General features: G+C 72.1%; 22 protein-coding genes. 15 read left to right on the top strand and 7 right to left on the bottom strand.

All coding sequences use genetic code 11. The annotated features are described in order from the left end of the window. Positions 1–3 precede the first annotated feature (3 nt). Together ACTMVF_RS02265 and ACTMVF_RS02260 are read right to left on the bottom strand one after the other, a co-directional pair. Entirely contained in the window at positions 4–813 is an 810-nt protein-coding gene (locus ACTMVF_RS02265) for an MOSC domain-containing protein (protein WP_441269238.1), read from the bottom strand. Between the two features lie 174 nt (positions 814–987). Further along, positions 988–2,526 carry a serine/threonine-protein kinase gene (locus tag ACTMVF_RS02260; protein ID WP_441269237.1) on the bottom strand — a complete coding sequence of 513 codons (1,539 nt, stop codon included), beginning with the start codon at positions 2,524–2,526 and terminating at the stop codon, positions 988–990. Between the two features lie 184 nt (positions 2,527–2,710). Here ACTMVF_RS02260 and ACTMVF_RS02255 point away from each other — a divergent pair, with 184 nt between their 5' ends. Then, a complete protein-coding gene (locus tag ACTMVF_RS02255) occupies positions 2,711–4,864 on the top strand; it encodes a SpoIIE family protein phosphatase (protein ID WP_441269236.1) in 2,154 nt (717 codons plus the stop codon). 174 nt (positions 4,865–5,038) lie between these two features. On the opposite strand, the gene ACTMVF_RS02250 is transcribed toward ACTMVF_RS02255, so the two are convergent. Continuing rightward, on the bottom strand, positions 5,039–5,671 hold the full coding sequence (locus ACTMVF_RS02250) for a hypothetical protein (protein WP_441269235.1): 633 nt from the start codon (positions 5,669–5,671) through the stop codon (positions 5,039–5,041). 221 nt (positions 5,672–5,892) lie between these two features. Here ACTMVF_RS02250 and ACTMVF_RS02245 point away from each other — a divergent pair, with 221 nt between their 5' ends. From ACTMVF_RS02245 to ACTMVF_RS02205, 9 genes are all read left to right on the top strand, one after another. After that, on the top strand, positions 5,893–6,405 hold the full coding sequence (locus tag ACTMVF_RS02245; protein WP_441269234.1) for a DUF5994 family protein: 513 nt from the start codon (positions 5,893–5,895) through the stop codon (positions 6,403–6,405). Next, positions 6,402–6,758, top strand: coding sequence for a PRC-barrel domain-containing protein (locus ACTMVF_RS02240; protein ID WP_441269233.1), 357 nt, complete (start codon positions 6,402–6,404; stop codon positions 6,756–6,758). The genes ACTMVF_RS02245 and ACTMVF_RS02240 overlap by 4 nt, the downstream gene beginning before the upstream one ends. Before the next feature lie 22 nt (positions 6,759–6,780). Continuing rightward, entirely contained in the window at positions 6,781–6,954 is a 174-nt protein-coding gene (locus ACTMVF_RS02235; protein ID WP_441269232.1) for a hypothetical protein, read from the top strand. Between the two features lie 110 nt (positions 6,955–7,064). Next, positions 7,065–7,403 (top strand): helix-turn-helix domain-containing protein, encoded by a 339-nt coding sequence (locus tag ACTMVF_RS02230; protein ID WP_441269231.1) that lies wholly within the window; start codon positions 7,065–7,067, stop codon positions 7,401–7,403. A gap of 232 nt (positions 7,404–7,635) precedes the next feature. Then, entirely contained in the window at positions 7,636–7,839 is a 204-nt protein-coding gene (locus tag ACTMVF_RS02225) for a cold-shock protein (protein ID WP_007383480.1), read from the top strand. Between the two features lie 243 nt (positions 7,840–8,082). Next, positions 8,083–9,615: a DEAD/DEAH box helicase gene (locus ACTMVF_RS02220; RefSeq protein WP_441269230.1), complete on the top strand. Its 1,533-nt coding sequence runs from the start codon at positions 8,083–8,085 to the stop codon at positions 9,613–9,615. A 152-nt stretch (positions 9,616–9,767) separates the two neighbouring features. Then, the gene (locus tag ACTMVF_RS02215) at positions 9,768–10,106 is read left to right on the top strand and encodes a CBS domain-containing protein (protein WP_441269529.1); all 339 of its coding nucleotides are present in this window, start codon (positions 9,768–9,770) and stop codon (positions 10,104–10,106) included. A gap of 57 nt (positions 10,107–10,163) precedes the next feature. Continuing rightward, positions 10,164–10,451 (top strand): SCO5918 family protein, encoded by a 288-nt coding sequence (locus tag ACTMVF_RS02210; protein ID WP_441269229.1) that lies wholly within the window; start codon positions 10,164–10,166, stop codon positions 10,449–10,451. Between the two features lie 54 nt (positions 10,452–10,505). Next, positions 10,506–10,886 carry a hypothetical protein gene (locus ACTMVF_RS02205; protein WP_301998816.1) on the top strand — a complete coding sequence of 127 codons (381 nt, stop codon included), beginning with the start codon at positions 10,506–10,508 and terminating at the stop codon, positions 10,884–10,886. Positions 10,887–10,949: 63 nt separating this feature from the next. On the opposite strand, the gene ACTMVF_RS02200 is transcribed toward ACTMVF_RS02205, so the two are convergent. After that, positions 10,950–13,013, bottom strand: coding sequence for a glycoside hydrolase (locus ACTMVF_RS02200; protein WP_441269228.1), 2,064 nt, complete (start codon positions 13,011–13,013; stop codon positions 10,950–10,952). A gap of 247 nt (positions 13,014–13,260) precedes the next feature. Between ACTMVF_RS02200 and ACTMVF_RS02195 the strand changes: the two genes are divergently transcribed. Both ACTMVF_RS02195 and ACTMVF_RS02190 read left to right on the top strand, forming a co-directional pair. Beyond that, a complete protein-coding gene (locus ACTMVF_RS02195) occupies positions 13,261–14,259 on the top strand; it encodes a LacI family DNA-binding transcriptional regulator (protein ID WP_441269528.1) in 999 nt (332 codons plus the stop codon). A 131-nt stretch (positions 14,260–14,390) separates the two neighbouring features. Continuing rightward, a complete protein-coding gene (locus ACTMVF_RS02190; RefSeq protein ID WP_403338437.1) occupies positions 14,391–14,948 on the top strand; it encodes a tellurite resistance TerB family protein in 558 nt (185 codons plus the stop codon). Between the two features lie 161 nt (positions 14,949–15,109). Here the strand turns inward: ACTMVF_RS02190 and ACTMVF_RS02185 are convergent, their stop codons facing one another. Beyond that, complete coding sequence (locus ACTMVF_RS02185; protein WP_441269227.1) at positions 15,110–17,212, bottom strand: ATP-binding SpoIIE family protein phosphatase; 2,103 nt, start codon at positions 17,210–17,212, stop codon at positions 15,110–15,112. A 176-nt stretch (positions 17,213–17,388) separates the two neighbouring features. Between ACTMVF_RS02185 and ACTMVF_RS02180 the strand changes: the two genes are divergently transcribed. Next, positions 17,389–18,024, top strand: coding sequence for a TetR family transcriptional regulator (locus ACTMVF_RS02180; RefSeq protein WP_441269226.1), 636 nt, complete (start codon positions 17,389–17,391; stop codon positions 18,022–18,024). Between the two features lie 18 nt (positions 18,025–18,042). On the opposite strand, the gene ACTMVF_RS02175 is transcribed toward ACTMVF_RS02180, so the two are convergent. Both ACTMVF_RS02175 and ACTMVF_RS02170 read right to left on the bottom strand, forming a co-directional pair. Then, positions 18,043–18,912, bottom strand: coding sequence for an LmeA family phospholipid-binding protein (locus ACTMVF_RS02175; RefSeq protein WP_441269225.1), 870 nt, complete (start codon positions 18,910–18,912; stop codon positions 18,043–18,045). 14 nt (positions 18,913–18,926) lie between these two features. Then, the gene (locus tag ACTMVF_RS02170; protein ID WP_441269224.1) at positions 18,927–19,592 is read right to left on the bottom strand and encodes a TetR/AcrR family transcriptional regulator; all 666 of its coding nucleotides are present in this window, start codon (positions 19,590–19,592) and stop codon (positions 18,927–18,929) included. 160 nt (positions 19,593–19,752) lie between these two features. Between ACTMVF_RS02170 and ACTMVF_RS02165 the strand changes: the two genes are divergently transcribed. Continuing rightward, positions 19,753–21,372 (top strand): MFS transporter, encoded by a 1,620-nt coding sequence (locus ACTMVF_RS02165; RefSeq protein ID WP_441269223.1) that lies wholly within the window; start codon positions 19,753–19,755, stop codon positions 21,370–21,372. Positions 21,373–21,920: 548 nt separating this feature from the next. After that, the gene (locus tag ACTMVF_RS02160; protein WP_441269222.1) at positions 21,921–23,945 is read left to right on the top strand and encodes a cell wall-binding repeat-containing protein; all 2,025 of its coding nucleotides are present in this window, start codon (positions 21,921–21,923) and stop codon (positions 23,943–23,945) included. The last annotated feature ends 11 nt before the right edge of the window (positions 23,946–23,956 follow it).

Raw genomic sequence — 23,956 nt, 5'->3', positions numbered from 1 at the left:
GCCCTAGGCCGTGACGGTCACCTCGTCTCCGACGCTCACCCTGCCGGGCCGGAGCACGGAGAGCTTCGCGCCGAAGGCGACTCCACCCTCGGTCGCCCGCCGGTAGCCGGCGAGGGTGCGCAGTGGCTCCGGGCCCGCTCGGCGCCCGGACTCCTGCTCGACCAGGGTGACGGCGCAGCGGATGGCGAGCTTCGCGTAGCCCAGCTCGGCGGTGCCCGTCGTGAGGCGGTGGGCCCGGTCCTCGGTGTGCGGCTCGTCCCAGCCGTCGATCACGATGTTCGGGCGGAAGCGGTTCATGGGCAGGGGCGCGGCGCCGCGTTCGGCCAGTTTGCGGTTGAGCAGGGCGAGGGTGGCGCGGGACAGGACGTGCAGCGCACAGCTGTCGGCGTAGCCGGAGGTGCCCGGGATGCAGCCGTCGGTCACTCGGTCGTGTTCCGGCGGGACCCGTACGAGGCGACTGCGCACGCCGAGCACGTCGGAGAGCCATGCGGCGGCCGTGTCGCCCTGGTCGATGCCCTGGTAGGCCGTACCGAACAGGTCCACGGGGCGGCGCGCACCCGACGTGTCCACGGCGAGGTCCAGCTGCTCGGCGTCCGGCGCGCGGAGGGTGAGCCGTCCGCCGTCGTCGCTGACGGCGGGCCGGATCAGGGCCAGTCGAGGATCGCGGCGCTGGCTGCGGTACCCGCCCTCTTCACCGACGACCATGAAGCTCCGGTCGTGCGCGAGCCCGGCGGGCGTCAGCAGCGCCTCGCGGGCCGACACCCCGGCACACCCCTTGACGGGGTAGTACGACAACTCGACGACGCGGGCCATGGCGTGCCCTCCGTTCCCCAGGGTCCAGGCGGTGACGAGGGCGAGGGTAAAGCCGTCGCAGCTCTTGGCGCCCGCATGCGAACGCGTAGGGAACTGCGCGGCGACGCCGACGGCAGCCCCGGACCGCTGACCTGGCGCCTGCTGTTCTCCTGCGCCCTGCCGTAACGACAGGCCCTAGTCGGCGAACCCGTCGCGCACGTTGTCGAAGACGGGGCGGAACGTGTCCCATTCGGCGTCCGGGGCCGACAGGTAGATGTCGTACTCCCGGCCGCCCGCCTCGCCGTACCCGAGGTCGATGGCGCGGAAGACGCGGGCCCGGCCGTGGAAGGTGAACTCCCACACCGCGGCCGGCTTGTCCTTGAACGTGGTCTTCTGCATCCGCAGCCTGCGGTACGTGGAGTAGTTGGCCTTGGTGTTCGCCTCGATGTCCTTGAAATGCTCGATGGGGTGCGAGCCGGCCGGGTCCACCATGCCGATGGTGATGCCGGCCAGGCCGGTCGGATCGGTGTAGGTGACCTCGTCGGCCGCACCCTTCTTCCGCTTCCAGCCGTCCGGCACGGGAAAGGAGACGCCGAGCTGCTTGTCGCGGACCAGGTGGTAGCCGTCGGGGACGGGCGAGGGGGAGGTCGACGGGGTGGGGGCGCTGCTGGTCCTGCGTGTGTCGGCCGCGTCACCGTCGCCACCCTGCGAGGACACGTAGAGCGTGCCGGCGGCGGCGAGCGCGGCCAGCGCGACGGCGACGGCCCCGAGGGTGCGCCGCCCTCGCTTCCGGCCGCCCCGGCCGTCCTGGTGCGGTGGCGCAGGCAGGGGCGGCTGCGGCGGAGACGTCGGCGCGGTGTCATGAGTGCCGGCGGGGTCGTCGTGGGCGGCCCCGGCCGACAGCGTGGTCGTCGGGCCGCCGGACCAGGTGGCCCGCAGGGCTCGTTCCGTCTGCTCCGCCGTGGGCCGGTCCTCCGGGTTCTTCGACAGCAGGACCTCGATGAGCGGTTCCAGCGGGCCGGCCTGCCGCATCGGCTGCAGCGGGTCCACGGCGATGGCGTACGCCGTCTCCATGGCGGTGTACCGGCGGTACGGCGGCCTCCCCTCGACCGCCTGGTACAGCGTCGCGCCCAGTGACCACAGGTCGGAGGAGGGGCCGGGCTTGTGGCCGCGGATCCGCTCCGGGGCCATGAAGTCGATGGAGCCGACCATCTCCCCGGTCTGCGTGAGCGTCGAGGTGCCGGCGGTCTGCGCGATCCCGAAGTCGGTCAGGACGACCCGGCCGCCGGCGCCGAGCAGGACGTTGCCGGGCTTGATGTCGCGGTGCAGGACGCCGGCGGCGTGCGCGGCCCGCACGGCGGCGATCATGCCGAGGCCGATGCGGGCGGCCTCCTCGGGCGGCAGGGTGTGCCCGCCCTTGAGGACGTCGCCGAGGGTGGGCGCCGGGACGTACTCCATGACGATGCAGGGCCGGCCGTCGTCCTCGACGACGTCGTGCACGACGACCACGTTGGGGTGGACCACCCGGGCGGCGCTGCGTGCCTCGCGGCGGGTGCGCTCATAGAGCGTGGCGACCTCGGCGTCGGACAGATGCGGCTGCGTGTGCAGTCGCTTGAGCGCGACGCGGCGTGCGAGCACCTCGTCCTCGGCCAGCCACACGGTGCCCATACCGCCACTGCCGACGGGCTCGACGAGCCGGTAACGCCCGGCGACCAGCCGCCCCTCGTCCGCCACAGCCCTGCCCTCCGCCTTGCTCTGCCCCCTTCATGTCACTTCGCCCTGCACAGTAACCGACCCAGTTGAGAGGCCGGAGGCGGGTCCGGCGGCGGCAGGCCTTGGACGAGGGCCGAACGGACCCGGCGGTGGGTGGGATGCCACCTCACCCATGCGGGCGTATTGTCCGCTTATGGCTCCCCGGATGTCACCGACGGCAAGGGGTGAGGGCGTGGGGGGCGCCGCCCGCGCCGTGGCCGACCCGGGCTCCGGGCCGCAGGTGCTGGCGCCGGTCCTGGTGGAGGCCATGCGGGACACGGGTGCCTGTGTGGGCGCGGTGTATCTGCTGCGGCCGGGCGAGCGGGTGCTGAGGCTGGCCCTGTTGAGCGGAGTCCCGTGGGAGATCGCCGCGCCGTGGGCGAGGGCCGCCCTGGGTGCTCCGACGCCGGTGGCGGACGCCCTGCGGGAGCGTCGCCTGGTGTGGCTCGGCGGTCAGGAGGAACTGGCCCGCCGGTACCCGCAGACGGCCCTCGTACTGCCGTACCCGTTCACGCTGGCCGCCGCCGCGATCACCACCGACGGCACGCAGTGGGGCGGACTCGTGCTCCAGTGGCCAGGGTCGCACCCCGAGGAGCTGCGCCCGGCGGAACGCGACGCGATCGGCGAGGTCTGCCACCGCCTGGGCCTGCTGCTGCGGGCCGCCGCCGACAGCGGCCGCCCCGTACTGCCGCCGACCGAACCGCTCCTGGTGCCCCCGCCCGGAGCCGGCGCGTCCGAGGCGTCCCCGGCCCAGGTCGCGGTGGCTTTCGCCGCCCGCCTTCCCGGCGGCTGCTGCGCGTTGGACGTGGACGGGCGGATCGGCTTCGTCACCGCCACCGCCGCCGACCTCCTCGGCGTCGGCACGTCCGATCTGCTGGGGGCCCGGCCGTGGGAGGCACTGCCCTGGCTGAACGACCCCGTCGCCGAGGACCACTACCGGGCGGCGGTGGTCAGCCGCCGGCCCACGTCCTTCACCGCCCTGCGCCCACCGGACACCTGGCTGTCGTTCCGCCTCTACCCGGACGCCTCGGGCATCAGCGTGCGCATCGTCCCCGTCCCCGCGACGGGCGCCCCGGACAATCCGCGGCCGCCGGGCCCCGCGCCGCCCGCCGCCACCGGCCGGGCCGCCGCGCTGTACCACTTCATGCACCTGGCGGCGACGCTCACGGAGGCCGTCGGCGTGCGGGACGTCGTCGACCGGGTCGGCGACCAGGTGCCGCACGGCACCGGAGCCCGGGCCCTGGCGCTGATGACCGCGGAAGAGGGCAGGCTGCGGATCATCGGCCACCGCGGCTACACCGACGAACTCATGAGCCGTCTGGACGCCGCCCCACTGACCTCGCCGACCCCCGCGGTGCAGGCCCTGACCAGCGGCATCCCCAGCTTCTTCGCCACCTTCGCCGACTTGAGACGCGCCTATCCCCCGGCGGTCCTCCAGGACGACATGGCCGCCTGGGCCTTCCTCCCGCTGATCACCTCCGGACGCCCCGTCGGCTCGCTCGTCCTCGCCTACGACCGCCCCCATCCCTTCCCTCCCGAGGAGCGCGCCGTCCTCACCTCCCTGGCCGGCCTGATCGCCCAAGCACTGGACCGCGCACGCCTCTACGACGCCAACCACGAACTCGCCCACAGCCTCCAGGCCGGCCTGCTGCCCCACGCCCTGCCCCACATGCCCCGGCTCGACGTGGCCGCCCGCTACCTCCCCGCCGGCCGCGGCATGGAGATCGGCGGCGACTTCTACGACCTCATCCGCCTCGACGACACCACCGCCGCCGCGGCCATCGGTGACGTCCAGGGCCACAACGTGCAGGCCGCCGCGCTCATGGGCCAGGTCCGCACGGCCGTGCACGCCATGGCCGGCTCACCCCCCGGCGAGGTCCTCGCCCGCACCAACCGCCTGCTCACCGACCTCGATCCGGGCCTGTTCACGAGTTGCCTCTACGTCCATCTCGACCTGGCGCACCACAGCGCCTGCCTGGCCAGCGCCGGCCACCCGCCGCCCGTCCTGCGCCACCCCGACGGACACACCGAGGTCCTGCGCCCGCCGCCCGGCCTCCTGCTGGGCATCGACCCCGCCGCCACCTACCCGGCCATCGAGATCGCCCTGCCGCCGGGTGCCGTCCTCCTGCTGTACACCGACGGCCTGGTCGAGGTCCCCGGCGTCGACCTCGACGAGGTCACCGACGCCCTCGCCGCCCGGCTGGCAGGGGCCGGCACCCTGGAGGTGGAAGCCCTCGCCGACACCCTCGTCCACGACGCCCGGGAGTACGCGCACCGCAGCGACGACGTCGCCCTGCTCCTCATCCACGCCACCGCCTGAAGTGCCTCGGGCAACGCGCGCGGCGTTCGGCGGACCCGGGCGGGACGCCCGGGACATGATGACGGGCCAGGAGATGACCGGGCAGCGGGCCGGCCGCCGGGGAGCCGGTGCCGCCACCTTTTCCTGAACTGCCGCACGGGGTACGAGCCGTGGCCGCCGATGGCGCGAACGGCGTCACGGGCCGACGACCAGGGCGCGACACGGCGCCGTCAGGGGCGTGTCCCGGGCGTCGGCCCGCACCGAGCGCCAGCCCCAGGACCGTAGGGCCCGAAGGGTCGCGGTGTCGCCGCGGTCGACCAGCGTGACGCCGAGCACGGCGGGATGGCCGGCGAGCCCGGCGGCGCGGTCGGCGAGCAACCGCCGCTGCAGGCGCCGGGCGAGGTTCCAGTCACGGCCCGGGTTCTGGGTGTGCACCCGGGAGTCGACCAGGAGCCCGGCGACCGCGAAGAGCCTTCCGCAGGCGGCGAGCCCGAGCAGATCCCGGGGGAGGTACCCGTCCAGGCCTCGCCACCAGGGCCCGTGCGCGGACACCGGAAAGCCGTAGGCGCACCCCGTCAGTGCAACTCCTTCCCGCTCCGCGACCAGCAGGGCGAAACCCGGTCGCTGCACCTCGGCGGCGAGCCGCCGCAGGAACAGCTCGCGCTCCAGGTTCCACGCCTGCGGATCGGCCCCGGAGGTCTGCGCGTACAGATCGCCGAGTTCCTTGCGCCGGTCCTCGATCTGCCCTCGGGACAGCGGGCGGATCCGTTCCCCTTCCAGGGGCGACGGCGCTTGCCGGCCCGGATGGGCGGGCACGTTGACGGCCATGAGGCGGATCCTGCCCCGGGCCCGGACACGGCCGGCCCGGCGTCGTGGCTCACCGAGAACGGCGCCGCCTGGCAGTGGGCGCGCGAAGAGCCCTCGGCACTTTCACCGTACTCCCGCCCAGGTCCGGCCAGGAGCATCCGCGCAGGCGCACCGGCGAGCCGGGCCGGGGACCGGGCGCAGGAGTAGCGTGGGACGAGACGACCAGGACAAAGGTGAGCACAGTGCCCGGTACCGATCCCCCACCCGCCACGGGACTGCTCGCGGACGGAGCCCACGAGTCCCTACGTCCCGGGACGGCACTTCTCCGGTTGGAGACGACACGCGACCGCCAAGGCGTCCTCGACGGCGCGTGGTGGCCGCGCTCCCGTGACGTCGCGGTCGAACTGCCCGGCCTGGTCGGCGCGCTGACCGAACACCTCGGGCCCATCGCCCGGCTCGGCCTGGACTCCGCCGCCTGGGACGGACTGCCGACGCGCCTGGTCGTCGACGGCCGGGTCGTGCACCTCGACGCCTCGTCCGTGGGCGACGACACCGTCCTGGTCACCCGGGGCGATCAGGACCTCTTCTCCCTGCTCGTCGTACCGCCGGACAGCCCGCCCGACGCGGCGCGCGCGGCGATGGCCCAAGCGGTGCGCGCCGACAACCTCAAAGGGGCCCGGCAGATCCTCGTCGACACCGTCGGTGCCGAGCCCCTCTCGGCCCCCTTCGGCAGCGCGGACACGGGGCAGCCATGATCCACGCGGCCGATGTCCGGGAGTGGCGCGAACACGACGTGGTCGACCCCAAGGGCCACAAGATCGGCACCCTCGAAGCCGTCTACGTGGACACGGCCACGGACGAACCCGCCATGGCGACGGTCCGTACGGGCCTGCCCACCCGTCAGCGTCTGGTCTTCGTCCCGCTCGACGAGGCGATCCTGGGGCCCGACTACCTCAAGGTCCCGCACGCCAAGGGGACGGTACGGAAGGCGCCTTCGATCGGGACGGACGACGTCCTGCCCGCCGAGCAGGAGGAGACGATCTTCCGCTACTACGACCTCGCCTACCGGCCGGGGGTCCACGGCGAACGTCAACTCGCGCGCCGCTGACCGCCAGGAGGTGATCGGGTCGATGGCGACGTCGTTTCTGCTACTCCTGCTGGTGGCCGTGGCCCTGGGAGTCATCGGTGCGGCGGCGGACGGCCTGGGCTATCTGCTGGCCATCGGGGTCGTGATCTTCGTGGCCGATGTGGCGTTCTTCGCAGTGGTGGGATTTCGGCGCGCCCGCCGGCGCCCGGTGCGCTGATGACCCTTGAGCAGCCCGGCCAACGCGGCGGAAGAAAGTCTGTCGCGGCTGGACCACATTCTCCGCTTGCCGGAGTTAGGGTTGTGCCGCGTCCGCGAAACGAAGGTGCCATGCCCGCTGAGAACGCCCCCGTCGCCGGAAACCTCGACGACGACGACTACCCCGCCTACACCATGGGACGAGCCGCCGACATCCTCGGCGCCACCCCCGCCTTCCTCCGGGCCCTCGGGGAAGCCGAGCTGATCACCCCCCTGCGTTCGGAGGGCGGCCACCGCCGGTACTCCCGCCGCCAGTTGCGGATCGCCGCCCGCGCCCGAGAACTCGTCGACCAGGGCACCCCCGTCGAGGCCGCCTGCCGCATCGTCTCTCTGGAGGACCAGCTCGACGACGCCCTCCGCCGCAACCGGGAGACGCGCCGGAAGCAGGACGAGCACGGCGCAAATATCTAGTCCCGCCGGTACAGAATTAGGGGCCCCGGCGGGATGAGAATTCCCGAACGGACCCGAAAATGTACGGGCGCCTGCCGCCCGACCTGTGTTAGCGTGATAGCAGTTGCAGTTTTGGTTGCCAGAGACTTGTTTCTTTGCAGAGCTTTCCGGATCTTTCCGGAGGGGTGATCATCGCGGCGACTCGGATCCGTAAAGTGCGGAATCCGGCACTGCCCCCCAAGGGAGATTCAATATGGCATCTGGCACCGTGAAGTGGTTCAACGCGGAAAAGGGCTTCGGCTTCATCGAGCAGGACGGCGGCGGCGCTGACGTGTTCGCCCACTACTCGAACATCGCCACCTCCGGCTTCCGCGAGCTTCAGGAAGGCCAGAAGGTTACCTTCGACGTCACGCAGGGCCAGAAGGGCCCGCAGGCCGAGAACATCGTTCCCGCCTGACGCTGACGCGACATGTGGCTGGGGCCCGCGCTCTTGTGGTGCGGGCCCCAGCTCATTGTTATCCCCGCGTTCCCGGAGTACCCGTTGTTCCCGGAGTACCCGGAGTTCCCGGATTATTGACAGCCCCGGCTTCAGCGCCGAGCGGCCTTTCGCATTCCCTCGGCTCATTCTTGTGAATCCGCGCGCGGCTCGTGATCGCGCGGTCGGACTTCCTCGATACGCCGTATCGAGGAAGGTTCCTCAATGAACCGCACCCGTAGTACCGGCGGCAGCTCAGGTCGCTTCCGTACCGGCAGAAACTCCACCCGCTCGGCAGGCAGCCCTCGCGGCAACCGCTCGCGCGCGCAGGAGACCGGTCGGCAGAGCCCTCGCGCGCGCTCCGCCGCACGGCCGCAGGAGTTCACCCTGCCGGTCACTCTCACCGAGCCGCTCCCGGCGGTCGAGACCTTCGCCGAACTGAAGCTGCCCGCCCGTCTGCTGGCCGCGCTCGGCGACGAGGGCGTGACCGTGCCCTTCCCGATCCAGGCGGCCACGCTGCCGAACGCGCTCGCCGGACGGGACGTGCTCGGCCGAGGGCGCACCGGTTCGGGCAAGACGCTCGCGTTCGGCCTGCCCGTGCTGGCCCGGCTCGAGGGACAGCGGGCCCAGCCCCGGCAGCCGCTCGCCCTCGTCCTCGTACCCACCCGGGAACTGGCCCAGCAGGTCACCGACGCGCTCACCCCCTACGCCCGCGCCCTGCGCCTGCGCCTCGCCACCGTGGTGGGCGGCATGGCGATCGGCCGCCAGGCCAGTGCCCTGCGCGGCGGCGCCGAGGTCGTCGTGGCGACGCCCGGCCGCCTCAAGGACCTCATCGAACGGGGCGACTGCCGGCTGGACCAGGTCGCCGTCACCGTCCTGGACGAAGCCGACCAGATGGCCGACATGGGCTTCATGCCGCAGGTCACCGCGCTGCTCGACCAAGTCGGTCCCGACGGCCAGCGGTTGCTGTTCTCGGCCACCCTGGACCGCAACATCGACCTCCTGGTACGCCGCTACCTCCACGACCCCGTGGTCCACTCGGTCGACCCGTCCGCCGGCGCCGTCAGCACCATGGAGCACCATCTGCTGCACGTGCACGACGACGACAAGCACGCCACCGCGACCGAGATCGCCGCCCGCGACGGGCGGGTGATCATGTTCCTGGACACCAAGCACGCGGCCGACCGGCTGGCCAAGCACCTGCTGTCCGTCGGCGTGCGTGCCTCGGCCCTGCACGGCGGCAAGTCCCAGCCGCAGCGCAACCGGACGCTCGCCCGGTTCAAGGACGGCCTCGTCACGGTCCTGGTGGCCACCAACGTCGCCGCCCGCGGGATCCACGTCGACGACCTCGACCTCGTCGTGAACGTCGACCCTCCCGGCGACCACAAGGACTACCTGCACCGCGGCGGCCGTACCGCACGCGCCGGCGAGTCCGGCACCGTCGTCACCCTCGTCCTGCCGCACCAGCGGCGCGCGATGGACCGCCTGATGGCCGACGCCGGCATCACACCGCGTTCCGCCCGGGTGCGTCCGGGCGAGGCCGAACTGCAGCGCATCACCGGCGCCCGTACCCCCTCCGGTGTGCCCGTCACCCTCCCCGCACCGGTCCCGGAGCAGAGCGAGCGCCCGAAGTCCGCCGGCCGCGGGCGCAGGGGACAGGCCGCCGGCCGCGGTGAAGGCGGACGGGGCGGCGGCCGTGGCGGCAGCGGACGTACCAGCGCCCGACCCCGTCGCTCCACGCCGCGGAACAACCCATAGCCAAGGCACCGGGACTCAACTCCCGGCGGTCGGGGCGAGCCCTCGCCCGTCCTGCCCGCCCCGACGAAGAGGAGAAGCCCTTGACGCCGACCGCTGCGCACACACGGCGGGCCCGCACCGCCGACGGCACCGGCCTGACCGCCAGTGACGCCATGCACGCGCCCGGACCCCACGTAGACGATCACATGACCGTCGACGTGGCCCTGTCCGTGCTGATCAGCGCCCGCGTCCCGCACCTGCTCCTCCAGGACGAGGACGGGCGGTGCACGGGCCTGGTCACCCGGGCCCAGCTCGCCGCGCACCGCGGTGGTGGCTCGTGGTACAGCGACCGGACGCGGCTGCGGGACATCCCGCTCGACCGCGGACCGTTCACCTCGTCCGTGGCCGTACTCAGCGAGGCGGACGCCGCCATGCGGGTGCGGACCCTGGATGTGTCACCCGTGATCGACGAGCACGGCTACGCCCTGGGCGTCCTCGCTCGGATCTGCTGACCGCCTTCGCGCGGTCGACCCCTACGGCGTTTCTCGCCCAACTCTGTGGAGGCATCCATGCGTTGTGTCATCGCCCGTTTCCCCTTCGACCTGACCAAGAGCGAGGTCGAGCACTCGATGAGCGGCGTCACGCCCGAACCCGTCACCGGCGTGGCCGTGACCATCGAGCAGCGCGTCTACCCCGTGATGCAGGTCGGCGAAGTGATCACCAGGCAGAACCGCCGCGACTTCACCACGGGTGAGATGCGCCGCGCGCTGACCCGCCTCGGCTTCACCTGCCACGAAGCGGCTCCCGCCAGGCCGGCCCAGGCCACTCAGGCTGACGAAGGTGCGCTCGGCTGGTGACGTCTGGGGTCCCGACCCGCCGCGGGACCCGTGGTCGGGCTAGGCTCCTGAGGCATGACGCACCCTGACGACCTGCTCGTCTCGATCGCCGCGATGGTGGAGTCGCGGCACAGCAGCCAGATGTCCCTGACCGTGGTGATCCCGGGAGCCGTCATCACGGGACGGCTGGCCCCGGAAGCCCTGTGGAAGGAGCGGGTGGCCGAAGTCCTGCGGGACTCAGCGCACCTGGGGCAGTTCGCCGCCGCTTTCACCTCGCACCAGGCAGGCGGCGACCGCCCGCCGGAGCACGACAGCCGGCCCACCCACCTGCACTTCCACGTCGCCCGGATTCTCCAGGGCAGCTTCGGCATCCCCGACACGGGTGGCATGTACCGCGTCGCGCTGGAGGACGTGAGCGCCTGGACCATCGGGGACATCGGCTATTCGGACCAGTAGGAGCCTGTGAAGAAGCCCCCGGCCCCTCCCGCTGTGTGCGGGGAGGGGCCGGGGGCTGACGCGCTACTCGGTTCGCGTGGCGTCGTCACCCGTCACGTCGGTCACCGTCCAGCGCTGGTTGGCACCGGAGTTCGCGAGCCATACGCCGACGGAGGCGCCGTCGCTCGTGGACTGGCCGGAGACGTCCGCGAGCCGGCCGGTGGCGGCGTTGACGAGGGTCCAGGTGCCGTCGCCGGTCGTCGACATGATCCACTGGGCGGCGCTGTCGCGGGTGCCCTCGTCGGGCTCGGCCACCAGGGCGCCGTCGCGCACCGCCAGGCGCTTGCCCGCGGTCGCCTCGGTGAAGGCGTACCGCTTGCGGTTGTCGGTGCCGCTGATCTGCTCCAGCCGCCACTGCTGACCGCTGGGGTCGGCGGCGTCGGCGGTCTTGATGACCAGGCCGGTGCCGTTGTCGGCGATGGTGAGGTCCTTGCCGCTCTGGGCGCCGGTCAGCCGGTAGGTGTGGCCCTCGCGCAGCTCGGCCGCGTCCTTCGCGACGCCGGACACGCCCTTGACGAGGAACGACGTCACGGACTGGGCGGGCACGGTGAGCGTGGCCTGCTTGCCGGTGACCCGGACCGCCCGCTGCCGCTCCAGCTTGCCGTCGGCGCTGGTCACCACCGGGGTGACGGTGGCCCGGGAGGAGATACGGCCGAACTTCGACAGGTCGAGGGTGACCTCGCGCGCCTCGGTGGTGCTGTTGACGTGGACGACGGTCGCCGCGTCGCCCTTCTTGGCGATCGCCGCGGTGCTGGAGGTGTCGTTCGTCTTGATCAGCCGGTCGCCGGGCTTGATGTAGTGGGTGAAGTTCCGGGCCGTGTCGAACTTCGTGTTGGTGTAGATCGGGCAGGACTCCAGGGTGTCCTTCGACGTGCAGCTGAACGACAGCTGGATCGAGCCCCAGTTGCCGCCCTTCGCGGACTCGCCGCCCGGCTTCATGTTGTCGTAGTCCTCGACGGGCTGCCAGAACACCCAGGCGCGGGGCTCCAGTTCGCGCAGGTCGTCGACGATGCGCTGGGCGAGGCCGAGGCCGGGCCGCATGTCGGTGAAGCTCTGGCCGTCGCCCCAGTCGCCCTCGACCTCGCTCATCCACAGCGGCTTGTCGGCGGCCTTGGCCAGGTCGCGCACGGTGGTGCGCTGGCCGGTGCCGTAGGTGTGGACGTTCATCTGGGCGACGAGGTCGCGGACCTCCTGCGGGTAGGAGTTCCAGTTCGTGGCGAACGTGCCGGGGTTCGTCTCGTCCATCGCGGAGATCTCCGCGCCGGTCTTCGACTCCTCCAGGGTCGGGGCCAGCGCGCGCAGCACCTTCTGCTGGAGCTCGGGGCCCATGTGGGCGCCCTCCTGACGGCCGCCGACGGGCTCGCCGTCCGCGCCGAGCTTGGTGCCCCAGTAGTTGGTGTTCGGCTCGTTGAACGGGTCCAGGGTGTCGACCTTGATGCCGTGCGCCTTCTCCAGGCGTTCGGTGGCGCCCACCAGGTACTTGGCGAAGTCGTCGACGGACTCCGTCTTGAGCTGGTCCTTGCCCGCGTCGAAGTTGCCGGAGACGTAGCCGCTCTCGGTCATGAACCACGGCGGGGAGTTGCTGAACGTCTCCCAGTGGGTGATGTCCTTCTTGATGCGGTCGACCCACCAGCGCTGCGTCTTGTCGGCCTTGTTGTTCCAGTCGGCGGGGTCGTCGGCGTCCCACCAGTCGACGTCCTCGCGGGTGGTGCCCGCCGGGGCCTTCCACCAGCCCTCGACCGCGCCGCCGGCGCGCAGGTAGTCCTTGACGTCCGGGGCGTTGCCGCCGCCGATGTTGTAGCGGGCGATGTTCAGGGCGAGGCCGTCGTCCCCGAAGAGGAGCTTCGCCAGCTTCTCGCGTATCGCGGGCGGGTAGTCGCCGGTGGCGTTGGCGAACCAGACCAGGCTGGTGCCCCAGCCCTCGAACTTCTCGTGCTTGTAGGAGGGGTCGGGCTGGACGGTGACCGCGGCGGTCGCGGTCGTGTCCGCGTGCGCGGCGGGCAGTGCGGTGGCGGCCAGAACGGTCCCGGTCGCGAGGGCCGTGACGCCGATCCCCAGGAGGCTTCTCTTACGGGTGCGGTGTGCCATCTCGAGTACTCCAGCTCTTCTGTGCGCCGCGCGTCCCGGCGGGGCACAGAGATCGGGACCGCAGGGTGCGGTTCGGTGCGGTTCGGTGCGTTCTCGTATGGTTTTGGCTCGTAATGTTTACGTAAACATCCGCTGGCGGGATGTCTACACTGTGCGAATCTCAGCGGTCAAGGAGTTGTCGATGGACGCACGCACCGCGGGAGGACGTACGCGCAAGCGCGCCGCCCGCCCCCGCCAGGGCGCCTCCATGGCCGACGTCGCCCGCCTCGCCGGCGTCTCCTCGCAGACCGTCTCCCGTGTCTCCAACGGCTTCCCGGGCGTGACCGAGGAGACCCGGCAGCAGGTCATGGCCGCGATGCGGGAACTGGGCTACCGGCCCAACAGCGCCGCGCGGGCGCTCAAGCGCGGCGAGTTCCGCACCCTCGGCGTGATCACCTTCTCCCTGTCCACCATGGGCAACATCCGCACCCTGGAGGCGATCGCGACCTCCGCCGCCCAGCACGGTTACGCCGTCACGCTGCTGCCCGTGGCCGTCCCCACCCAGGACGAGGTGAACGGCGCCTTCTCCCGACTCGGGGAACTCGCCGTGGACGCGGTCATCGTCATCATGGAGATCCATCTGCTCGACTCGGCGACCGTCTCGCTGCCGCCCGGCGTGCAGGTCGTGGTGGCCGACTCGGACGCCGGCGACCGCTACACCGTCGTCGACACCGACCAGGCGGGCGGCGCCCGCGACGCCGTACGGCATCTACTGGACCTCGGCCACGACACGGTGTGGCACCTGGCCGGGCCCGAGGGCTCCTTCGCCGCCCAGCGCCGTGCCAACGCCTGGCGCTCCACCCTCACGGAGGCGGGCGCCGTCCCGCCACCCCTGGTGCGCGGCGACTGGTCGGCCGAATCCGGTTACCGGGCCGGCCTGCGACTGGCCGAACAGCGGGACTGCACGGCGGTGTTCGCCGCCAACGACCAGATGGCGCTCGGTCTGCTGCGTGCCCTGCACGAACGCGGCCTGAGGGTGCCCGACGACGTCAGCGTCATCGGCTTCGACGACATCCCCGAGTCCGCGTCCTTCCTGCCCCCGCTCACCACCATCCATCAGGACTTCGCGGAAGTGGGCCGCCTCTGCGTCGAGGGCGTCATCGACAAGATGCGGCACACCGGCACCGCACACGGCACCACCCTCGTCCCGACCCGCCTCGTGCCACGCCGGAGCACGGGGCCGCGGCCTGCGCACCGGGGCGGCTAGGACGCCTTTCGGCTGATCGTCGAACGGTTACCGGCTGATGGAACTTCGGCGGGCTCCTGGGAGTTGGCAGGAGGACGCGCGGAACTCACGCGGACGACCGGAACGACACGGCTGAAGCCGAGGTGGCACGGATGGCGATGTGGGATCGGATCAAGGACCAGGCGAAGGGTCTGCAGCAGCAGGCACAGGGGGCGCGGGGCGCGTCCGCCGGTGGACACGGCCGGCCGGGTTCGGGGTCCTCCGGGGGATCGAAGGCTCAGCTGGTGAGCGCGCTCAAGTCCCAGCTCACCTCGCTGAAGACGGAGCTGAAGAGCGGTGCCTACCGGGACGCCAGCATGGCCATGTGCGCCCTGGTCGCCGCGGCCGACGGCCAGGTCGACCCGGCTGAGCGCCAGCATGTGGAGTCGCTGATCCTGAACAACGACGTGCTGCAGAACTTCCCCTCCGAACAGCTGCGGCAGCGCTTCAACAAGCACGTCGACCAGATGGGGTTCAACTTCCAGCAGGGCAAGGCCGAGGCCCTGCAGGAGATCGCCAAGGCCGCGAAGAAGCCGACCGAGGCCAGGGCGGTCGTACAGACCGGATTCGTCGTCGCGGGTGCGGACGGGTACATCGCGCCGGCGGAGGAGCAGGTCCTGCGCGAGGCGTGCTCAGTGCTCAACCTGTCTCCCCAGGAGTTCGGCCTCTGACCGTCACTCACCGAGGCGGCCCCGCCGGGAAAGGGGCCGCCCGGCCGGCGCCGACAGGTCGCGGTAGTGGCTGACGTGGATCGAGCCCATGAGGGCGATGCCGACCGTTGAACCGGCCTCGTGTCGTTCATCGCGGAGGCTTTGAGGTTACGTAATCCCGGTCAACCGATCGCGTCCAATGCATGAAATCCCCTGGCGTCGCTCAGCTCGGCCCAAACCGTCTTGCCGTGCCGGGCGTGCCGCGTACCCCAGTGCTCCGCGAGCTGCGCGACCAGCAGCAGGCCGCGTCCCCCCTCGTCGAGGACGCGGGCCCGCCGCAGGTGCGGGGTGGTGTTGCTGTCGTCGGAGACCTCGCACAGCAGGGTGCCGTCGTTGATGAGGCGCAGCCGGATGGGCGGGCGGCCGTAGCGGATGGCGTTGGTGACCAGTTCGCTGACCACCAGTGCCGCGGTGAAGTCGAGGTCCTGAAGGCCCCAGCTGCCGAGCTGCTCGGAGACGCTCGCCCGGGCCCGGGAGACGGCGGCGGGATCGGCCTCCAGGTCCCAGGTGACGACCTGCTGGGCGCCCAGAGCGTGGGGGCGGGCCAGGAGCAGGGCGACGTCGTCGTCCGGGCGGTCCGGCAGCAGGGCCTGGAGCACCGCGTCGCAGGTGGCCTCCAGGGATGCGGCGGGCCGGGCCAGGGCCTGGCGCAGGAGCTCCAGGCCGGTCTTGATGTCGTGGTCGCGGGACTCCAGGAGGCCGTCGGTGTAGAGGGCGAGCAGGCTGCCTGAGGGCAGGTGGGCCTCGGTCGCCTCGAAGGGCAGGCCGCCCAACCCGAGCGGTGGGCCGGGGGGCAGGTCGAGGATGTCGACGGAGCCGTCCGGGGCGACCACGGTGGGCAGGACGTGCCCGGCGCGGGCGAGACAGCATCGGCCGTCGACGGGGTCGTAGACGGCGTACAGGCACGTGGCGCCGTTTTCCCCGCCGGCGTCACTGTCCGGGTCGGCGGACAGGCGCAGCACGACGTCGTCCAAGTGGGTGAGGAGTTCGTCGGGCGGCAGATCGATGTCGGCGAGCGTGCGTACGGCAGTCCGCAGCCGGCCCATGGTGGCGGCCGCCTGGATGCCGTGCCCGACGACGTCGCCCACCACCAGCGCGACCCGGGCCCCGGACAGCGGGATGACGTCGTACCAGTCACCGCCCACACCGGCCCCGGCGCCGGCGGGCAGGTAGCGGCAGGCGACCTCGACGGCCGACTGCTCCGGCGTGTCCTGCGGGAGCAGGCTGCGCTGCAGGGCCAGGGCGGTGGCGCGGGCGTGGGTGTAGCGGCGGGCGTTGTCCACGGCCACGGCCGCCCGGGCAACGGTCTCCTGAGCGAGCAGCAGATCCTCGTCGTCGAAGGGATCGCGTCCCCGGTGCCGGAAGAACTGCGCGACGCCCAGGGTGGCGCCCCGGGCGCGCAGCGGTACGACCAGCGAGGAGCGGGCGGCGTCGGTCCGGTGCAGGGAGGGCTGCCCGAGGGTCAGGGCGCGCTCCGGTGGGGAGCCGGCCGGACAGGTGTGCAGCTGCTGGGTGCCCACCGCCGGTTCCGGGTTCTCCTCGCCCGCTGAGCGCTGGGCGACCCGGCGCAGTACGAGCGTGTCCTCGGCCGCGGTGTCGGGTTCGGTGAACGCGGAGTCGAGCAGGTCGACGGTGACCCGGTCGGCGAAGTGCTCGGTGGCCAGGTCCGCCAGTTCCTGGCTGGTGCGGGCGATGTCCAGGGTGGTCCCGATGCGCATGCCCGCCTCGTTCACCACGGACAGCCGCCACCGCAGCCTGCGGTCCCGTTCCTCCTGGAACGCCAGGACACCCTGCTCCGAGATGCGGTCCACGTACACGGTCGACGTCGCGATCAGCTTGCGGGCCGCCGCGCTGACCAGTGCGGCATCGCTGGTGAGCCGGGGCATCTCTGCGAGCAGCCGGTCGAGGATCAGACTCTGCCCGAGGCGGAAGGCCCGCAGAATCCCGCTGAGGGGCTTCCCGCGCCGGGCCAGCCGACGGACGCGCTCCGCGTCCGCGGGGGGCAGTGCGATCCGGCTCGGCTCGACTCCCTGCTCGATGCCGAACAGGCCGGCCATGACGTGCTCGGTGACGTTCTCCAGCGCGATCCGCGCGATGTCCGGGTCGTCCCACAGCTCGGGAACCTCACGCCGCAGGCACCGCTCCACGTCGTGGATCAGCTGGTCCGCTCTCGGGCCGAGCTCATGTGCGGCACGGGACACCAGGGTGTCCGCGGTGAACTCCACACCACCGACGGTACGCCCCTGGAAGTCCCGTTCGCGCCCGCTCGTGCAAGGCGTCGTCCAGCTCGGCACCCTCGCCGATGTCGTCGGCGCTGCCCGGCCGGGCCTGAATGGACGGATCAATTGATGAGTTCATCAGAACTGCGAGGGCCGTCGTCTGCGCGGGTAGGCTCGGGCCCATGCCTACGTCAGCCCCGCCCGGCAACCGGTTCGAGCGGCGCCGCGCCGAGACCCGCCGGGCGCTCGTCCGCGCGGCCCGGCGGATACTCGCCGAGACCGGCGACACCAGCGCCAGCATCCAGGCGATCGCCGAGCGCGCGGACGTCGGCTTCGGCTCCTTCTACAACCACTTCGAGTCGAAGACCGAGCTGTTCGAGGCGGCCGTGGTGGACGCGCTGGAGGAGTTCGGCCAGACCTTCGACCAGCACCTGGCCGGGATCGACGACCCAGCGGAGCTCGTCGCGGCCGGCTTCCGGCTCAGCGCCCGGATGGCCGAGTCCCACCCGGAACTCATGCAGGTGCTGCGCCGCCGGGGCCTCGGCCATCTCCACTCGGAGAACGGCCTGGCCGTGCGCGCCCTGCGCGACCTCCAGGCCGGCATCACCTCCGGCCGCTTCACCGCCCTGGAGCCGGTGGTCGCCCTGTCGGCGCTGGGCGGCACCCTGCTGTCCCTGGTGGAGCTGCGGTTCGCCCGCCCCGACCTGGACGGCGACGAGGCCGCCACGAACCTGGCCGAGATGGTCCTGCGCATGCTGGGCGTCCCGCCGGAGGACGCCCACGAGGTGGCCCGCCGACCGTTGCCCGACCTGGGCTGACCAGCAGGACGCCAGGCTTCACGCGTCCCCGGACGCGCCCTCGGGCCGGAAGGTGACCGACCGGCCCGAGAAGCGGGCGGTGAGGCCGTCGGCCGTGGCGGTGACCGAGCGCAGGCGCAGCCCGTCGGGAATGTTCCGCAACTGGATCGGCCGCTCGAAGACCTTGTCGAGCAGCGCGTTGCCCGCACCGGGCAGCACACCACCCGCGACCTGGAAGTCCGTGAACGCGATGCGGTTGCCGGAGGCCGCCGAGACGGTCGTCGTCACAGTGACCTCTGTCCCGAGGGGCAGCAGCACGGCCGCGCTGACCTGACCCGGGCGACCGCCCTCGGAGACCTCCAGGGCGAGGGCGTTCGACACGTCCTCGTACGACAGGAACGCGGTCGCCTCCGCGCTGCGGGCCCGTGCCTCGCTGCCGTCGTCGGACTTCGTCAACCCGTGGAGCCGCAGGGAGAGTTCGCTCACCGGCAGCGGGCGGGTGGTGTCGCGGGCCGGTATGTCGTGCGCGGTGATGTCCACCTGACGCAGCGTGCCGGAGGCCGCCTGGGTCACGGCGGGGATGCCGCGGACGTGGACCTCCGGCGGCAGGGGTGTGCCCATGCCTTCCTGGAACGCCTTGGCCGTGCGGGACTCGATGCGTGCCGCGACGGCCCGGTCGACCGCGACGGGCACAAGGGCCGACGCGACCAGGACGGCGGCGACGGCCGTGCGTCGTCGCCGGGTCCAGCGGGGTTCGTACGGCTGCGTCGGCTCGGCCCGGGTGCCCTCGCCGTAAGCGCCCTGGGAGTAGGGGGCGTTGGGGTCATTGGGGTCGTAGGGCGGGCAGAGCGGCTCGTATCGCGAGTGGTCGTCGTACCCGTCGTGGAACTGCCGCTGGGGCCGGTGCATGGGCGGGGTCCTCCTCAGTGGGGTCGGTGGGTCCGGTCGGCCGAGTGGGGCCGCTCGGTGTCGCGCAGACGGCGGAGCGTGGCGGCGGCGGTGTCGCCGTCGACTCCGGCGGCGATCAGGGCGGCGGTGGCGGCGCCGGTGCCGTCGTCGGCCCAGATCCCGGAGTTGACGGCGGCGAGGAGGGCCAGCAGATGGGCCTCGATGGCGCTGCTGAGGGGGCCGGGCGGGACGGCGGTGTGGAAGACGCCCTGGCGCCGGCCCTCGGCGAGGATGCCGGCGACCGTCTCGCGGGCCGGGGCGAGGACTTCACGCACCTGGTCGGGGCCGAGGTCCTGGCCGGACAGGTCGATCAGGGTGCGGTAGCAGTCGCCGACCGGCCAGAGGGTGAGAACGAAGCGAGCCAGGGCACTCGCCGGGTCGGGGCGGGGCGTCGCCATGGCGGCGATGGCGAGGCGCACCGCCTGCGCGGTCTCCTCGGCGAGCCCCTCCACCAGCGCCGCGCGGCCGGCGAAGTGCGTGTAGACGGTGCGCCGTGCCACGCCGGCGGCCTGGGCGATGTCACCGAGGCTGCTGTCGGGGTTGCGGCCCAGTTCCCGTCGGGCCGCTTCCAGGATGCGGGCGCGGGTCGCACGCGTCAGGCGGCGCCGGCGTCCGGGTGGTGGGGCTGTCTGGCTGCTCACGTCGGCACCTCGGTGGGTGGGGTGGGGCGGGGAACGGGCGTGGGGGCGCGGTCACGGAATGGGACCGACTCGATATTTGCACATCGACGGGCAAGAAACTAGGCTGCTCATCAATGTGCAAATAACTCGCACCGCACCCTCTGCCCCTGGGAGCCCCCTCGTGCCCTTCCTAGCCAACACACCCGTGGAGAAGATGACCGGGCCGTACGCACGGCGTTGGTGGGCGCTGCTCGTGCTCTGCCTGAGCCTGCTGATCGTCGTCATGGCGAACACGTCACTGATCGTGGCCGCGCCGGACATGACCCGGGATCTGGACCTCAGCAGCAGTGACCTGCAGTGGGTCATCGACGGCTACACCGTCCCGTACGCCGCGCTGATGCTCGTCCTGGGCGCGATCGGCGACAAGTACAGCCGCCGTGGCGCCCTCGTCACCGGCCTGCTGATCTTCGCGGGCGGATCGGTGATGGGCAGCCTCGTCGACCAGACGGAGCTCGTCATCGCGGCCCGCGCGATCATGGGCATCGGTGCCGCCGTCGTGATGCCGGCCACCCTGTCCCTGCTGGTCGCGACCTTCCCCAAGGCCGAGCGTGTCAAGGCCATCACCGCCTGGAGCGCCACCTCCGGCCTCGCCATCGCCGTCGGCCCGCTGGTCGCCGGCTGGCTGCTGGAGGACCACGCCTGGGGCTCGACCTTCCTGATCAACGTGCCCATCGCGGCCGCAGCCGTGGTCGGCGCGCTCGTCCTCGTGCCGCCGTCCAAGGCGGAGGGCATGGGCCGGATCGACTACGTCGGCGGGCTGCTGTCGATCGCCTCCATCGGCTCCCTGGTCTACGCGACCATCGAGGGCCCGCACTTCGGCTGGGGCACCGGTCCGATCACCGCGGCCGTCGTCGCCGGGGTCGGCCTGGTGGCCTTCGTGGCCTGGGAACTGCGGCACCCGCACCCGATGCTGGACGTGCGCAAGTTCAAGCTGCGCCCCTTCACCGGCTCGATGATCGCGGTGCTGTTCTTCTTCTTCGGCACCTTCGGCGCGATCTACTACTCCACCCAGTTCCTGCAGTTCGTCCTCGGCTACGACGCCCTGGAGACCGGCATACGGCTGCTGCCGCTGGCCGGAGCGGTCTTCCTCGGCGCCGCGGTCACCGGGAAGCTGACCCCGAAGCTCGGGGTGAAGGCGATGGTGGTGACCGGCATGGCCATCGGTACCGCCGGTGTCTTCCTGCTCACGCAGATCGACAAGGGCTCGACGTACACCGACTTCCTGGCGCCCATGATGATGCTGGGCTTCGCGATCGGCCTGAGCGTCTCCCCGGCCACCGACACCGTCATGGGCTCCTTCCCGGAGTCCCAGCTGGGCGTCGGCGGCGGCGCCAACGACACCTCGATGGAGCTGGGTGGCTCCCTCGGCATCGCGCTGCTGGGCTCCCTGCTCGGCACGGCGTACCGGGACGAGCTGACCGACCTGATCGGCGGCCGGCTCCCGGCCGCGGCGCTGGAGACGGCCAAGGACTCGGTGGGCGGCGGGCTCGCGGTCGCCGAGGAGGTCGCGAAGAACCCCGCCGGCGGGGCGCAGCAGGCGCAGGCCCTGGTCGACGCCGTCCACGAGGCGTTCGCCCAGAGCATTGCCCACACCAGCCTGGTCGGCGGGATCATCATGGCCGCCGGAACGCTGATCGTCCTCGCGGTCCTGCCGGGCCGGCGCAAGGCCGACGAGGCCCTCCGGGAGAACGCACGGGAGACGGAGCGGCAGCCGCAGGAGGAGCGCGCGGGCGTCGCCTGAGCGGCCGCCACCCCCGAGACGGGCCGTGCCTTGAGCGGCGCACGGCCCAGGACGGTGCCGGGAGGGGACGCCCGGCACCGTCCTTCTGCTGTCCGGAGGAAGGTGCACGCCGAGACGTACGCCCGGAACGCCCGGCCTCCCACCCCGCGCCGCCGACGCGGCAGCAGGATCGTCCCGTCACAGCCATGCGGGGAGGGCGACGAGGTCGGGCCGCGTCGTACGCCCCGTTGCCCAGGCACATGGGCTCGGGTCCAGCCGGGAAGGGCGGTCGGCGCGCTCAGGTCGTCGTCGGCGAGCCGGTCGGCGGCGGAGAGCAGCCGGGCCGTGCCTTCGCGCATCCAGGGCAGGTGACGGTCAGGTCGTGGTGGTCACGGCGGCCATTGCCGTCCTGGCGCTCCCTGCAGTCCCCGGTCGGAGTGGCCGCCCTGATCTTCACAACCGACCGGCCGCCGATTAATGTTTCGCCGCTGCCGTGTGGATGAGTGATGACGCCGTCCGTTCACCTTGGGGGAGAGGTCCGGCGGCCACTCATTCACTGTGGGGGCACATTGAACACGCGTACGCGCCGCATACTCGCGGCGCTCACCGGCGTCGCCGCGCTCGCGGCGGGCCTCGTCACGGCGGTTCCGGGGCCGGCGGCGGCCGCCTCCGGCAGCTGGCCGGCCGGCGATGGGAAGTTGCTGTACACCGAGTTCCGCGGGGAGATGGCGTTCGTCAACCCCGACGGCACCTCATGGCGCTCCTTCAGCCCGACCGGCGACCAGGGCACCTGGTCCGCGGACGGCAGCCAGGTCGCGTTCGTGAACCCTTACGACGACCACATCCGCACGGCGTGGGCCGACTCGGAGAGCACCGGCGTCGACATCGCCATGCCGACGGGCAGCGGATGGCATCCGGCCGACCCGACCTTCCGGTACGGCGGCGGCGAGATCGTCTTCACGGCGGGTGGCCGACTACGGCTGACCGCGGCCGACGGAACCCGCGCGCCCAAGGCGCTGTTCGCCGCCGACGTCGACGGCTGCGACTCCAAGCCCAGCGGCGCCGTCAACGGCATGCTGGCCTTCGTACGCACCGGCGCGGACTGCGCCACCACCGGCACTCCCGCCGTGTGGGTCCACAACGGCCGTACCGGCGCGTTCACCAAGCTGGCCGACGACGCGAGCGACCCGAGCATCTCCCCGGACGGCCAGTCGGTGGCCTTCACCCGCTCCGTCGACGGACACAAGCAGCTCTTCACGGTCAGGACGGACGGCACCGGGCTGACCCAGCTCACCACGGACGCCGTCGACCACAACCGGCCCGCCTGGTCGCCGCGGGGCGACCGGATCGCGTACGACATCCACTTCACCGGCAGCCCGGACACCGGCCCCAGCGGCCCGCAGGTGTGGATCCACGACCTCGGCACGGGCACGCGGACGCAGGTCGCCCAGGCCAACGGCACCGACGTGGCCTGGCAGCCGCTCCGTGACAACGCGATCTCCCGCGTCTGGGGCACCGACACCTACGACACCAACATCGCCGCGTCCAAGTGGACCTGGAACACGGTCGGCACCACCAAGCCCGGCCTGAGCAATGCGGGCGCGGCCGTGCTCATCAGCAAGTCCGACGCGGCGTACGCCACCACGGCGACGTCACTGGCCGGCAAGAAGCGCGGGCCGGTCCTCATGACCTCCGGCACGGCGGTGGACTCCTCGGTGCAGACGGAGCTCAAGCGCATGCTGCCGAAGGGGAAGACCGTCTATCTCATCGGCGGCACCAAGATCCTCAGCAGCGCGGTGGCGTCCAAGGTGACCTCGCTCGGGTACGTGGCCAAGCGGCTGTCCGACGTCTCGCGCTACTCCACCTCGGTGGCCGTGGCCAAGGCCGTCACCGGCACGCCGAAGTACGTCTTCCTGGCCACGGGCACCACCTACCACAACGCCCTCGCGGCGAGCTCCGCCGCCGGTTCCATGGGCGGTTCGGGGACCGCCGTCGTCCTGCTGACCGAGGGGTCGACCATGACCGCGTCGGTCCACGGCTACCTCAACAAGTACAGCCCGGGCACGACGAAGATCATCACGGTGGGGACCGACGCGGAGTCGGCGCTGACCAAGGCGTACCAGGCCGGCAAGATGCCGAACTGGCCCAGCTCGTACACCTATTACCGGGTCGCCGGCAGCACCCCGCAGTCGAACGCCGCGCGCCTCGCCCACTTCTGGTGGTCGCTGCCCTCCGACGCCGCGGTGGCCTCCGTGAGCAGCTGGCGCGGCGGCGTCTCCGCGGCGTCGGCGATGACCACCTACGGTCCGCTGCTGTGGACGGACGTGACCTCGCTGCCGTACGACACCAAGCGGTACCTGATGGGGATGTCGTCGAGCCTGCACCACGTGGCCGTCTTCGGCGGCAACGGATCGGTCGACGCGTCCGTCCTGCCCAAGATCGGTGCGGCGATCGGCGTGGGTACCCACTACGTCTACACGCCGTACTACAAGGGCGTGGCGCCGCAGACCACGGCTGCTCAGCCGCAGTCCGCCGGGGCCGGGTCGGCTCCGAGCCCGGACCTCGACTCCCTGCGGGTGACGGCCACGAAGTAGCCGGTACGGCC

It is taken from the genome of Streptomyces sp. SD31, from assembly GCF_052068475.1.
In the GTDB taxonomy this organism is placed as follows: Bacteria; Actinomycetota; Actinomycetes; order Streptomycetales; family Streptomycetaceae; genus Streptomyces.
Note: the sequence above shows the minus strand (reverse complement) of the source record. Positions and strands in the feature narration are given on the sequence as shown.